11 protein-coding genes are annotated in these 12,802 nt (G+C 70.5%); 2 read left to right on the forward strand and 9 right to left on the reverse strand.

The annotated features are described in order from the left end of the window. Positions 1–41: 41 nt before the first annotated feature. From C2L58_RS42650 to C2L58_RS42665, 4 genes are all read right to left on the reverse strand, one after another. Complete coding sequence (locus tag C2L58_RS42650) at positions 42–1,046, reverse strand: NAD-dependent epimerase/dehydratase family protein (protein ID WP_103343307.1); 1,005 nt, start codon at positions 1,044–1,046, stop codon at positions 42–44. 53 nt (positions 1,047–1,099) lie between these two features. Continuing rightward, positions 1,100–2,011, reverse strand: coding sequence for a putative sugar O-methyltransferase (locus C2L58_RS42655; protein ID WP_199191698.1), 912 nt, complete (start codon positions 2,009–2,011; stop codon positions 1,100–1,102). 14 nt (positions 2,012–2,025) lie between these two features. Continuing rightward, positions 2,026–3,639, reverse strand: a complete 1,614-nt coding sequence (locus C2L58_RS42660) for an FAD-dependent oxidoreductase (RefSeq protein ID WP_103343308.1) — start codon at positions 3,637–3,639, stop codon at positions 2,026–2,028. Positions 3,640–3,735: 96 nt separating this feature from the next. Continuing rightward, positions 3,736–5,019: an activator-dependent family glycosyltransferase gene (locus C2L58_RS42665; protein ID WP_103343309.1), complete on the reverse strand. Its 1,284-nt coding sequence runs from the start codon at positions 5,017–5,019 to the stop codon at positions 3,736–3,738. A gap of 330 nt (positions 5,020–5,349) precedes the next feature. Here C2L58_RS42665 and C2L58_RS42670 point away from each other — a divergent pair, with 330 nt between their 5' ends. Further along, positions 5,350–6,024 (forward strand): hypothetical protein, encoded by a 675-nt coding sequence (locus C2L58_RS42670; RefSeq protein ID WP_199191699.1) that lies wholly within the window; start codon positions 5,350–5,352, stop codon positions 6,022–6,024. A 78-nt stretch (positions 6,025–6,102) separates the two neighbouring features. Here the strand turns inward: C2L58_RS42670 and C2L58_RS42675 are convergent, their stop codons facing one another. After that, entirely contained in the window at positions 6,103–7,146 is a 1,044-nt protein-coding gene (locus C2L58_RS42675; protein ID WP_233226243.1) for an alcohol dehydrogenase catalytic domain-containing protein, read from the reverse strand. Positions 7,147–7,169: 23 nt separating this feature from the next. Continuing rightward, the gene (locus C2L58_RS42680) at positions 7,170–8,393 is read right to left on the reverse strand and encodes a cytochrome P450 family protein (RefSeq protein ID WP_103343311.1); all 1,224 of its coding nucleotides are present in this window, start codon (positions 8,391–8,393) and stop codon (positions 7,170–7,172) included. A 351-nt stretch (positions 8,394–8,744) separates the two neighbouring features. Between C2L58_RS42680 and C2L58_RS42685 the strand changes: the two genes are divergently transcribed. Continuing rightward, on the forward strand, positions 8,745–9,500 hold the full coding sequence (locus C2L58_RS42685; protein ID WP_103343312.1) for a DUF2306 domain-containing protein: 756 nt from the start codon (positions 8,745–8,747) through the stop codon (positions 9,498–9,500). A 237-nt stretch (positions 9,501–9,737) separates the two neighbouring features. Here C2L58_RS42685 and C2L58_RS42690 read toward each other — a convergent pair whose 3' ends face one another. Genes C2L58_RS42690 through C2L58_RS42700 form a run of 3 tightly spaced genes read right to left on the reverse strand, consistent with a single transcriptional unit; the run spans position 9,738 to position 12,797 of the window. Continuing rightward, the gene (locus tag C2L58_RS42690; RefSeq protein WP_199191701.1) at positions 9,738–10,922 is read right to left on the reverse strand and encodes an epoxide hydrolase family protein; all 1,185 of its coding nucleotides are present in this window, start codon (positions 10,920–10,922) and stop codon (positions 9,738–9,740) included. Between the two features lie 25 nt (positions 10,923–10,947). After that, positions 10,948–12,345, reverse strand: a complete 1,398-nt coding sequence (locus C2L58_RS42695; protein ID WP_233226244.1) for an FAD-dependent oxidoreductase — start codon at positions 12,343–12,345, stop codon at positions 10,948–10,950. 29 nt (positions 12,346–12,374) lie between these two features. After that, positions 12,375–12,797, reverse strand: a complete 423-nt coding sequence (locus C2L58_RS42700; protein ID WP_103343314.1) for an SgcJ/EcaC family oxidoreductase — start codon at positions 12,795–12,797, stop codon at positions 12,375–12,377. Between the last annotated feature and the right edge of the window lie 5 nt (positions 12,798–12,802).

Below are 12,802 nucleotides of genomic sequence, written 5' to 3' on the forward strand. Positions count from 1 at the left end.
GGGGATCCGGTCAGCGCCATCGGGCGGGAGGCCACGGATGCTCAGGCGGCCTCGGGGAGCGTGGCGGCCAGCGCGTCCACGGCCGATTCCAGCGCGGACGGGAGGTCGGTGCGGGCGCGCCAGCCGGTCGCGGCGGCGAACCGGGCCGGGTCGGTGACGAGGTCGGCGAGATCGGCCGTGACGGCGTGCGGTGGCGGGGGAACCGAGAGCACCGGGACCGGGGGCCGCCCGGTCTTGGCCGCGGCGATCGACGCGATGGAGCGGAACACGTCGCCGAGGCGGACGCCGCGGCCGGTGCCCAGCGGCCAGTGCCGGCCCGCGAGCTCGTCCGGGTGGTCGAGGGCGGCGAGGAAGGCGGCCGCGACGTCGTCCACGTGGAGCAGGTCCCGTTCGACGGTCCCGTCGTGCCACATGGTCAGCGGCTCACCGGCCAGTGCCCGGCGCATCATGGCCGCCAGCACGCCCGGGTCGGCGAAGGGGGTGCCCGGCCGGTGCCCGAAAACGGTCGGGAGGCGCAGCGAAACACCCTTCACCACCCCGGCGGCGGAAGCCGCCTCGAGGAGCTCTTCCGCGGTCCGCTTCTGCCGGTCGTAGGTGGTGACCGGCCGATCCGTCTCGGTTCCGTCGACCGGTCCGGCCGCCGCGGCGCCGATCTGCGAGGTCGAACCCGCGAAGACGACGACCGGGCAGGTGCCCGCGCGGCCGGGGCCGGCGAAGAACCGGATCAGCTCACGCATGACGCCGACGTTCACCAGTTCGCTGGCCGGATCGCCGTCGGCGTCGCGCCAGCCGCCGTTGTGCAGCACGAGGTGGCAGACCGCGTCCGAACCGGACAGCACGTCGCGCAGCTGCCGGGGATCGCCGAGATCGGCCTGCCGGATCTCGACGTCGGCGAGCCCGCCCGCCGGGACCGTACTGCGCCGGCGGGCGACCGCGCGCAGCCGGATCCGGCGCCGCGAGAGGGCGGCGGTGACCGCCGAGCCGACGAATCCCGACGCGCCGAGCACGGTGACCCTCGGCGGAGCGAGGGGATCGCGAGAAGGCATGGGAGGGTCCTTTCCGGACGGGGCGGGCGGCGTGCCGCCCGCCCCCGCCCCTGTCAGGCGGCGCCGGTGCGCTGGTACAGCGCCTGCCGGTAGTAGCTCCACGGGACCACGGGAGCCACCTCGACGAGCTCCCAGGAACCGTCCGGCCGGTAGGCGTCGGTGAACGCGCCCACCTGTCCTTCGATCGCGTCGCTGTCGTGGACGTCGATGACGTCCCGCAGCAGGCCGGTCTGCAGGGCGAGCTGGACCACGTCGTCGCCCTGGGCGTGGTCGTCGAGGCTCTTGTCGAGGTACTTGGCGACCGGGTTGTTCACGTACAGCCGCCGGCACCGGTCCGCGATCAGCGCGAGGTAGTTCCGCACTGTCGTTTCGTCCATTTCGGCGAAGGAATCGATGTTCACGCACAGGTCGAAGACGGGCTCGGTGTACAGCTCGTCCGCGTTGTCGGCCAGCACGAACCGGATCTTGGCGAACCGCTCGTCGTCCAGCACCTGCCGCAGGTAGTCCTCGGCGAGCGCCAGGGAGTTGGGCAGATCGACGATCGTGTAGGAGGCGACGTCGTGGTTCGACAGCACGGCGTGACAGGTCCGCCCGTAGCCCGCGCCGATCTCGAGCACGGCGCACCCGTCGAGGTCGACGTGCTTGCCGAGGAACGCCAGTTCGAACGTCGCCTGCAGGTAGTCCATGCACACCGGCTCGCCGTGGCAGCGGACGCTGATCGGATCGCCCACTTCCCGGTTGCGGATGGCGCGCAGCCGGGTCAGGTTCGCCTCGTCGAGCCCGGAGGCGAGGTGGTAGATCAGCGCCTTGAGGTACCGGACGCCGTTCGCCCGCGGATCCCACAGCGCCAGCTTGTAGTTCACCGCGCCGGACTTGAACCCGTGGAGATCACCGGGAACGTGCTCGACGACGTTGGCCTGGTTGTTGTATGTCCATAGTGGACTACGTCCGTACTTGGCAGTCATGGCTACTCCATCGATCAGCCGGGGAGTTCGATCGACAACGTGTGGTGGAAGATGTTCCGCGGGTCGTAGCGCTTCTTGATCTGTTGCAGCCGGGGGTAGTTCCCCTTGTAGTACAACGTCTGCCAGCCGACCCCCGAGGTGTTCAGCGCCGGGTCGGCGAGGTCGTTGTCGGCGTAGTTGATGTAGCAGCCCGCGTTGGTCTCGCCGGGGACCGGTACCCCACCGGTCGAGGCGTAGACCTCCCGGTAGAACTTGCGCACCCAGGCCAGGTGCCGGGCGTCGTCGGCCGCCGACTCCCACATCCCGGTGCTGAAGACCGCCCGCAGGACGGCGTCGCGGGTGCTGGTCGCGGTGGCGTCCGGCGCCGGCGCGTTGACCTGGCCGCCGTACCCGTTGAGGGAGAAGAACGCGGCGGGGTTGGTGTAGTCGGTCGAGCCGATGTGCCGGTAGATCGTGGCCAGCTGCGCGTCGTCGAAGCCCTTGCGCAGGTCACCGCCCTTGTGCTTGTACCGGCCGTTCACCTCGTCGGGCGGCCAGCCCTGCTGGGTCATCCACGGCACGACGGACACCGCGTCGGAGACCGGCTTGACGCCGGTCCCGGCGAGGACGGCGTCCACGTGGCTGTTCAGCAGGGTGTCGGCGCCGGGCACGTCGTCGTCGATCACCGCGACCATCCAGGCCTCGCTGGCGGACCGGTGGCTGACGTTGAGCACGCTCCAGAGCTTCGTGGCGGGGGTGCCCGGCGCGCTGTTCCGCTCGTACCACGTGCTGAAGTTACGGATGATCTTGGTGAGTGCCGCTTCCGTCAGCGTGTCCCACGACCAGGTGACGTTGCGGCGTCGCCCGGCACGCAGCCCCTTGGGCATCAGCAGGCCGGGATCGGTCGAGGTGACCCCCGGCGAACGCAGCCAGTACCTGGTCACGACACCGAAATTGCCGCCGCCCCCGCCGCTGTGCGCCCACCAGAGGTCGCGGTTCGGGTCGTCCGGTTCACGGGTGGCCACGACCGCGCGCGCCTTGCCCGACTGGTCGACCACCACCACTTCCACGGCGTAGAGGTGATCGGAGACCATGCCGTAGCGGCGGCTGAGGTGCCCGTAGCCGCCGCCCGCGAAATGTCCCCCGGCGCCGACCTGGAAGCACGAACCGCCGGGAATCGTGATGCCCCAGCGCTTGAAGAGGGTGCGGTACACCTGGCCGAGCGTCGCGCCGGTCCCGACCTCGATCGCGTTGCGCTTCGTGTCGTGGCGGATCTCCGACAGCTGTGACAGGTCGAGGAGCACCTCGATGTCGGGCGAGGACGTGAAGTTCTCGAAGCAGTGCCCGCCGCTGCGCGGGACGATGCGTTTGCCCGCGGCGACGGCTTCGTTGACCACGGCGACGACCTGTTCGGTCGAGCCCGCCAGCCGGACGGCACCGGGTTTGGGGGTGTAACGCGTGTTGTAGACGTCCTGAAGGCTCGGGTAGCGCGGATCCGCGGGGGTCACCGTGACCGGCCCGAAGTCCGGGCCGCAGCCGGTGCCGTCCGCCGCCGGTTCCGCGGCGGCCGTTCCGGTGCCGCCGATGCCGAGCGCGACACCACCCAGTACGGCGCTCGTGAGGAAGCCCCGCCGTCCTAACTCGGTCATGCTTTCGTTTCCTCCCATGTATTTCCGGACGGCCGGCGGTGCCGATCGCCCGGGTCCCCAGCCGCGCCGGGAATGCTCCGGCGCGGGTCGTCGTGCTCAGTCACGGGTGCGGTGGGCCAGGGTGAGCCGCTCCAGCACGGGTACCAGCTCGTGCGGGGTCGGCAGGCTCAGCGTCTCCCGGCGCAGCCGATCGGCACCGGCCTGGAACGACGGATCGTCCAGCACCCTGGCCAGTTGTTCGTGGAGCAGCGGGGCGGTCAGCTGGTCGGCGTCGGCGACGTAGACTCCGGCGCCGCGGTCTTCGACCGCGTTCGCCATGGCCACCGAGCCCCACCACTTCTCGCTCCAGTACACGTTCGGCACGATCAGCTGCGGCACCCCGTTCGCCACGGCCCCCGCGAAGGTGCCGGCGCCGCCGCTGTGCACGACGGCGGAACAGGTGGGCAGCAGGAGGTTCAGCGGGGCGAAGTCGACGACGCGGACGTTCCGCGGGATGGTGGCGTGGCCGAGCTGCTTGGCGTTCAGCGTGGCCACCACTTCGACGTCGAGGTCCGCCACGGCGGCGAACAGGTCATCGGCGGTGGCGGCGACCCCGTGGTCGTCCTCGCGGTGCGCCAGGCCGAGGGTGACGCAGACGCGCCGGCGGGCCGGCGGCTCGAGGAGCCAGTCCGGCGTGCGGGCCGGCCCGTTGAACGGGAGGTGCCGCACCGGGAGGTAGTGCACACCGGGGGGCCGCCAGACGCACGACGGCATCGGGATCACGGTCCACTCACCGAGCGCGATCTGTTCGTCGAACGATTCGCCGTGCCGCCGGAGGATCGGGTCCAGCCAGTCGCGAAGCGGATCGGGCTTCCCGGCGGGCCACCGGCCACCGCCGGCCGCGGTGACGGCGCCGCGCAGCTGGGCGAGCCCGTCCGCGCCGAAGAGCATCCGCGCGTGCGCCGCGCCACAGATCCTGGCCGCCACGCCGCCGGCGAACATGAACGTGTCGGAGATGATCAGGTCCGGCCGCCAGTGCCGGGTGAAGGCGATCAGGTCCTCGAACGTCGAATCGGAATGGAACAGCGATTGCCAGCCGAGGACGTTCGACTCGAACTCCGCGAGCGGATCTTCGATCCCGTAGTCGCTCTGCACGGCGTTCTGGCGGGGCTCCGGGGTACCCGGTGTCCTCTCGGCCGGCTCGGCCGCGGCCATCCGCTCGCGGAGGGCGAGCACGTCGCCGACGGGTACTCCGGCCAGGCCCGCTTCGGCGACGTCGCCGGCGATGTCCGGCGCGCTCGCGACCCGGACTTCGTGTCCGGCGACGGACAAGGCCCACGCGAGGGGAACCTGCACGTAGAGGTGGGACCGGAATGGCGCGGTGACGAACAGGATGCGCATGAAGTCCCTTCCTTGCCTCGCCGCGTGGACAACGGCGCTCGAACCTTGCGTTCAGTCTGTCGACGGGCCCCCCGCCGCACGTCTCGGAGATTGCGCTCTCGGCGGCCGGGAAGCCGATCGGTTCTTCCCGGTTGCGTATTCACCGGTCCGCTGTTTTCGAAGGTTCTCGGTGGCTCGGGGCTGCGATACGCTGCCGGTGCGCCGACGGACGTGCGATCTGTTTTGCTTTCCGTCAAAGAAAGAGCGCTCGAGACGCGCTCGTTCGTGCCGGGAGCGGCGCGCCGTTCCCTTGATTCCTGTGAAGGGGAATACTTCAATATGCAGCCCACTGTGTATCAATACGACGCGAAGAAATTCGATTTCGGAGAGCCGCTGCGCCGGATCTACGGGACCGAGGACCTCGGGACGCTGAAGCCGGACGTGCCGCTGGACGTGCTCACCTGGGAGACGGACCAGGCCACCGCGTTCCACGCCAAGTTCTACGACGCCTTCGAGTCGCAGGTGCAGGATCTCTACCGCCGGTTCGTCGCGTCCTTCGCGCCCGAAGTGCTGGGCACCACGGACTTCTGCTTCCAGCGGGTGCCGACCTTCCGCGTCCACTTCCCGGGGAACGTCGCGGTCGGCTCCTTCCACACCGACGGGGACTACAACCACGGTCAAGGCGAGGTCAACTTCTGGGTCCCGTTCACGCAGACCTGGGACTCGAACTCGGTCTGGATCGAACGGGACCTCGGCGCGGGCGATCACCGGCCCGCCGAGCTCAGCCCCGGCGAGGTGCTCGTCTTCGACGCGGTGAACTGGAGCCACGGCAACAAGATCAACGAAACCGGGCGGACGAGGGTGAGCTTCGACTTCCGGTGCATTCCCCTCGCCGACTACCAGCCGACGGAAAAGCGCACCGTGGACGCGGGCCGGGGACTGTGGATCGGGGAGTACTTCGACGTGTTCGACCCGGCCGGCCCGGACAGCGCGCCCGGGACGACGAGCCGGGACCTCCGGTCCTGATCGGGACGATCCGGAAGTTGACGAAGGCCACCGGGAACGACCTCGACCGTCGTTCCCGGTGGCCTTCGCGCTGGGTGGCTAGTGGTAGGTGACGACGGCGCGGAAGCGCACGTCGCCCTTGCCCGCCTTGTCGACGGCGTCGGCGACCTGGTCCATCGGGAAGGTCTCGATCAGCGGGCGCACCTTGCCCGCCGCCACCAGCTCGAGCGGCTTGCCGAGCTGGCCGATGCCGTTGTGGGTCGATCCGATGACCCGCTGGCGGCGGGCCCAGAACGGTGTCGCGGGATCGATGGTGAACGAGCCGGCCGGGTCGATGGTGGCGAGCACGATGCGGCCGTTGACCCGGAGGCCCTGCAGCATGTCCGACGCCGCTTCGTAGGAGGTCCCGGTCACCAGGACGACGTCCGCTCCGCCCGCTTCGAGCAGCTCGGCGCCGGACGAGACGACGAGGTCGGCACCGAGTTCACGCGCGATCGCGTGCTTGTCGGGGGAGTGGGTGACCGCGACGGTCTCGTAGCCACAGGCACGGGAGAACTGCACGGCGAGGTGCCCGAGCCCGCCGATGCCCAGTACCGCGACCCGTTCGCCGGCCGCGGGCTCGCCCGCCAGCAAGGCGCTCCACGCGGTGTAGCCGGCGCACAGCATCGGAGCGGCGACGTCGTAGCCGACCTCGTCGGGCAGCAGCACCGTGGACGAGGCGGGCACGACCAGGTACTCCGCGTGTCCGCCCTGCGCCGTGATCCCGGTCATCTTCGGTGCCGCGCAGCTCATCCCGGTCTGGCCGGTGACCGGCAGGCCGAGCGCGCAGTACTCGCAGCGGCCGCAGCCGGCCTGCACCCAGGTCGAACCGACCCGGTCGCCGACGCGGCGTGCGGTGACTCCCGCCCCGGTCTCGACCACTTCGCCCGCGGCCTCGTGACCGACCACGACCGGATCCAGGTCGGGGAAGGGAAACATGCCCCGGGTGAGGTAGACGTCGTTGTGGCACACGCCGCAGGCGTGCACCCGGATCAGCACTTCACCGGGGCCGGGCCGCGGGATCGGCACGTCCCGGATCTCCCAGCGGGCGTTCACCTCGGGGACGACGGCGGCCTTCATGGTGCCTTCGGTGCTGGCGTTCATGCTTGGTTACTCCCTTTCCGGCGCTAGGCCTGTGCCTGCCCGGTGAGCCGGACGGGCAGGGTTTCCCGGCCATTCATGATGAATGTCCCCTGGGGCTCGAGTTCTTCCGGTCGCACGGCGAGGTCGAGGTTCGGAAAGCGTTCGAACAGTGCCGACAGCGCGATCTCCGTTTCCAGCCACGCCAGCGGCGAACCGATGCAGCGGTAGATGCCGTGCCCGAACGACAGGTTCGTCTTGTCCTGCCGGGTGACGTCGAACCGGTCGGCGGTCTCGCCGTGCACCTCGGGGTCCCGTCCGATGCCCGCGAAGTGGATCAAAACCGGGCTGCCCTGGGGAATGGTGGTGCCGGCGACCTCGACGTCCTCCACGGTGAACCGGAACGGCAGGTGCGCGACGGGGGCGTCGACCCGGAGGGTCTCCTCGATGGCCGCCTGCCACGGCACCTGTCCGCTCAGGACCAGGTGGGCCTGCTCGGGATGGGTGAGCAGCGCGGCCGTGGCGTTGGTGACGAGGTTCATCACCGGCGTGGTTCCGGTCGCCAGGAGCAGGTGCAGGGTGCCGACGAGCTCCGAGTCGGTGAGCCGCGAGCCGTCTTCGTGGGCGGCGATGAGGTCGGACGTCAGGTCGTCGCCGGGGGAATTCCGCTTGCTCGCGACGAACTCGCGCATCTCCTCTTCCCACTGCACGACGTTGGCCGCGGCTTCCTCCGGGCTGATCGTGGTGTCGGCGTTGACCTCCCCGCCGCGCAGCATCTGGGCCCGTGACTCCGCCGGGACGCCGAAGAGGTCGCAGATCACCTGTGCGGGCAACGGGTGGGCGTAGTGGGCCCGGAGGTCGGTCACCTCGCCGGTGGGGAGCTGGTCGAGCAGCGTGGTGGCGATCTTCTCGATGCTGGTGCGCATCGCCTCCACCCGGCGCGGGGTGAACGCCTTGGCGGTCAGCTTGCGCAGCCGGGTGTGGTCGGCGCCGTGCTTGGTGGTGAGGTTGTCCATCAGCACCCAGCCGATGAGCGGGAAGTCCTCGCCGATCTCACCGCGGACGTAGGCTGTCCAGTGTTTGCGGGGATCCTTCGAGAAACGGTGGTCGGCCAGCACCTGGCGCGCGGCCTCGTGGCCGATGACCGAGTAGGCCGGCACGCCGCCGGGTAGCTCGATCTGCGCTACCTGCCCGCGACTCCTGATCTGCCTGGCTTCGGCGTGGATGTCCTTGCCGGTGCGGTCGATGGCCAAGGGTTCACGGCTTTCCACAGGGTACCTCCGGTGGTTCGTTGCGTCCGATCGGGAATGACGCCGTGTTCGCGCCGGCCGCGTGTGCCCGGTGCGGCGAAGTTCTGCGCCAGACTTTAGGCGGGCCGCGGTGCCGGCTGTTGTCCCAGATTGCCGGGTTTGCTTGTCACCCACCATTTCCGCTGCCGGGAGGGACCGGAGAGGGCAACCGGCGAGATGCGGCACCGCGCCGTGCGGACGACGATGACCGTGCGGATGGGCTACTGCCGTTCGCGCACACGCACGCCATGGTCCGTCGGCGTGTCCGGCTCCCGCGGGTATCCCCACCGGCGGCCAGGCGTCCGACGGCCGAGTGGGAGGAGTCGACCACAGATGGACAAGACGACGTTGACGGCGCGGGAGGCCGAACGGGACGCCCCCGTTCCGCCGCCGGTGCCCGCGAGTCCGCCGCGGGTCGGCCGGGCCTGGTGGCGGAAGCCCTGGGTGTTCCCGCTCGCCGTGCTCACAGTGCTCGTGGCGGCGTTCCTGATCGATGAGCTGCCGCCCTATCTGGGACTGGACCCGTCCAAGGCGAGGATCACGCTCGACGAGGGCTTCCGGCTGCACTACCCGCTGCTGGTCGGGCACATCGCCTGCGGCACGATCGCCCTGGTGACCTTGTGCCTTCAGGTGTGGCCGTGGTTGCGCCTCAAGCACCCCGCGGTGCACCGGATCAGCGGGCGGCTGTACGTCTTCGCCGGCGTCCTGCCGTCGGCCGTGATGGCCCTGGTGATCACCCCGGTGGCCGCGGGTGGGTACGTCGGCATCGTCACGCACGCCGTGCTGTGGGTCAGCGCGACCCTCATCGGCTGGCGGAAGATGCGGCAGCGCCGGGTCCTCGAACACCGGCGGTTCATGTTGTACAGCTTCGCGTTGACGCTGGGAATCCTGTGGGGCCGGGCAACGGTGCTGCTGTGGCCGCTGCTCCCGGAAGGCACGAACATCAGCATGCTCTTCGAGGTGGCCCGCTGGTTCGGCTGGGTCGTCAACCTCATCCTGGTGCAGTGGTGGCTCGAGCGCACCCGCCGGCGTCCGGTCCGGACGCCGGCAGCGTCCGTCCCGGCCGCCCGTTCCGGGAATCCGTCGTGACGAGCTGAGCGGAAGACGAGGGCGGGCGCCCGGCGGTGAATCCGCCGGGCGCCCGCCTCGTTCCGCATCCTTTGTGGACGACCACCGGCACCGGGCCGCGTCGACGCCGGTCAGCACGACCGGCAGGACCCGGACCTTGTGCCACCAACTCGGACCGGGTGCCAGTGCGCGACCAACGCCAGAAGCGGTATGGACCGTCTTCCGACGGCCCATACCGCTTCCTTTGTGGACGGCCCGCTAGCTCCGGCCGCCACCTCGGAACACGTCCCGGCTGAACGCGGCGATGTCGCCGACCAGCAGCTCGGGCTGTTCCAGCGCCGCGAAGTGGCCACCCCGGTCGAATTCGGTCCAGCGGCGGAGGGTGGGGAGGAGCTGCTCGGCGAAGCGGCGGATCGGCCGGACGGCGTCGCGGGGGAAGACCGCGACCCCGACGGGCATCTCCAGCGGCCACGGGCCACCCCAGGTCTGGGCGAACTGCTGGTCGTCGTGCGCGGACTCGAAGTACAGCTGCGCGCTCGGGCCCGCGGTGGCGGTGAGCCAGTAGATGGTGACGTTGGTGAGCAGGGCGTCGCGGTCGACCGCGTCCTCGGGAACCTCCCCGGAGTCGGTCCACTCCTTGAACTTCTCGACGATCCAGGCGAGCTGGCCGACGGGGGAGTCGGTCAGCCCGTAGGCGAGGGTCTGCGGCCGCGTCCCCTGGATCTTCTGCCAGCCGGCCGCGTGCTGGGCGAAGTCGACGGTGAACTCCAGGCGCGCGCGGTCGGCGTCGTCGAGGGCGCTCAGCGCCTCCGGGTCGGGGGGCGGGAAGGTGACGAACATGTTGAGGTGCACCGCGGCGACGTGCTCGGGGTCGGCGAGACCGAGCTGCAGCGAGATCGGCATGCCCCAGTCACCGCCCTGGGCGAGGTAGCGGTCGTACCCGAGCCGGCGCATGAGCTCGGCCCACGCCCGGGCCACCCGCGACACGTCCCAGCCGGTGTCGCCGGTGGGGCCGGAGAAGCCGTAGCCGGGAATGGACGGGACCACCACGTGGAACGCGTCCGCGGGATCGCCCCCGTACGCCGCCGGGTTGGTGAGCGGCTCGAGCACGGCCGAGAACTCCGCGAACGTCCCCGGCCAGCCGTGGGTGAGGATCAGCGGCGTGGCATCCGGCTCCGGCGAACGCACGTGCCAGAAGTGCACGTCGGTGCCGTCGATTTCGGTGAGGTACTGCGGAAACTTGTTGAGCTGCTCCTCGGCGGCCCGCCATTTGTAGGATTCACGCCAGTAGCGGGCCAGCTCGCGCAGATAGCCGACGGGCACGCCACGGCTCCAGCCGACGCCGGGCAGTTCGACCGGCCAGCGCGTCGCGTCGATGCGGCGGTTGAGGTCGTCGATGTCGGCCTGGGGGATGTCGATGCGGAAGGGACGGATTTGCGTCATCGGAGTTCTTTCCGGCGGGCCGCGGTCAGGCGGCCTTGCCCAGGTCGTGGTCCGGATCGGCGGTGGGGACGCTCGGGGTCCCGGCCGCGGGGTGTGCTTTGCCGGCACGCAGCACCCGCAGGATGTTGCGCGGCCGCATGAGGGCCGGCGGCTGGTCGATCAGGCCGGCCACCCGGATGAAGGCGTTGGTGAGCTCGGCGTCGTCGACCGCCGCGCGCTGCAGCCGCGCCACGTAGGCGTTGGCGAAGCGGATCTTGGCGGTGCGCTTGCCTTCCACGCCGGCGTAGCCGAGGTCGGCACCGGCCGAGAAGTCCCACGGCGAGTCGACTTCCCGGGAGATGTCCCGGAAGTAGGCCCGCGGGTCCGGGATCCCGCCTGTCTCGAGGTGCCGTTCCAGCACCAGGGATTCGAGCGCGGTGACGGTCATCCCCTGTGCGTAGAGCGGGTTGAAGCTGCAGACGGCGTCCCCGAGCACCAGCAGGCCCGCCGGGAAGCGGCTCAGCCGCTCGTAGTGCCGCCGCACGCTGGCGGGGTACTGGTGCTTCACCGGCTCGTCGATCGCCGGGGCGTCCTTGATGGTCTCGTAGATCTCCGGGACGGGCAGGCTGCGGGCGAACTCGGTGAAGCCCTCCGGGTCGGTCGGCGGGTGGTCGCCGAGCATGCCGGTCAGCGAAAGCTCGACCCGGTTGTCGTCGCCGGGGAGCCGGTAGAAGAACGCCCCGCGCGGGAAGTCCGGCGTCGGCGCCGGGATGAACGCCAGGTCCGGGGCGAACGGGTCGTGGTCCAGCCGGTAGTGCCGGGTGGTGTAGGCCAGCCCGATCTTGATCTTCTCCTCTTCCGGCCGCGCGTAGCCGAGTTCCTCGAGCCACGCCGGGGTGCGCGAGCCGCGCCCCGTGGTGTCGACGACCAGGTCGGCCGCCAGCACCTGCTCCTCGTCGGAGCCGGGGGCGCGGACCCGCGCACCGGTGACGCGGGCTCCGTCCGGCGACGCGCTCAGGCCGAGGATGTCGTGCCGCTCCAGGAACGTCACGTTCGGAATGGCCTGAACCCGGTTCCGGATGTGGTATTCCAGCACCGGCCTCGTCGCCGGGACCGAAATGAGGCCGGAGCGGGACGGGCGGAGCCGCTGCCCGTTGACGTACCAGCGGATGTCGCCGTTGAAGTCACCGGGGCGGACGCCCGCGCCCACCAGTTCGTCGGTCAGACCGGGGAACTGGGCTTCGAGGATCTGGTGCCCCCGGGCGACCAGCCCGTGCGCGTGCCGCCCGTGCGGGACGCCGCGACGTGGACCTTCGACGCCGATCAGCTGGTCGCGATCGACGACGAGCACTTCGCGGAAGGCGCCGGCCAGGACACGGGCGGCCAGCAGGCCGCCCATGCTTCCGCCCAGCACCACGGCGCGGTTGCCTACTTGATTTTCCACCGTGGCCATCTCCCCTGGTCTGGTTCCGTTCAGCCCGCTTGCACGGGGGTGTTCTGGTACGCGGTGAGGAGCCACTCCTCGTCCTGCTTGATCAGCAGCCAGCTCGCCCTGATCGCGCGCTCCGGCGCGACTTCTTCCTCGCCCGGCTGGAGGACGCCGCCCTGGGTGATCACCAGCGCGACGCCGTCGGCGAGGAACTTGGCGGCGAGGGGCTGCCCGTAGACCCGGGTACCGGCGTACGGTCCCGCGAAGGCCTGCTTCATGAACAGCCGGACTTCCTCGCGGCTCTTGAGGTACACGTCGTTGGGCAGGATCAGGCTGCCGTCGACGGCGAAGACGTCCGCGAACGCGTCGGCGTCGTTGTCCGCCCATGCCGCGACGATGCGGTTCGGGACCTGCTGCACGGCCGCCACGTCCTCGGGGCTCGGCGCGGGCACTGGGGTGCTCGTCATGGCTT

Source organism: Amycolatopsis sp. CA-126428, from assembly GCF_002904335.1.
Lineage (GTDB): Bacteria > Actinomycetota > Actinomycetes > Mycobacteriales > Pseudonocardiaceae > Amycolatopsis.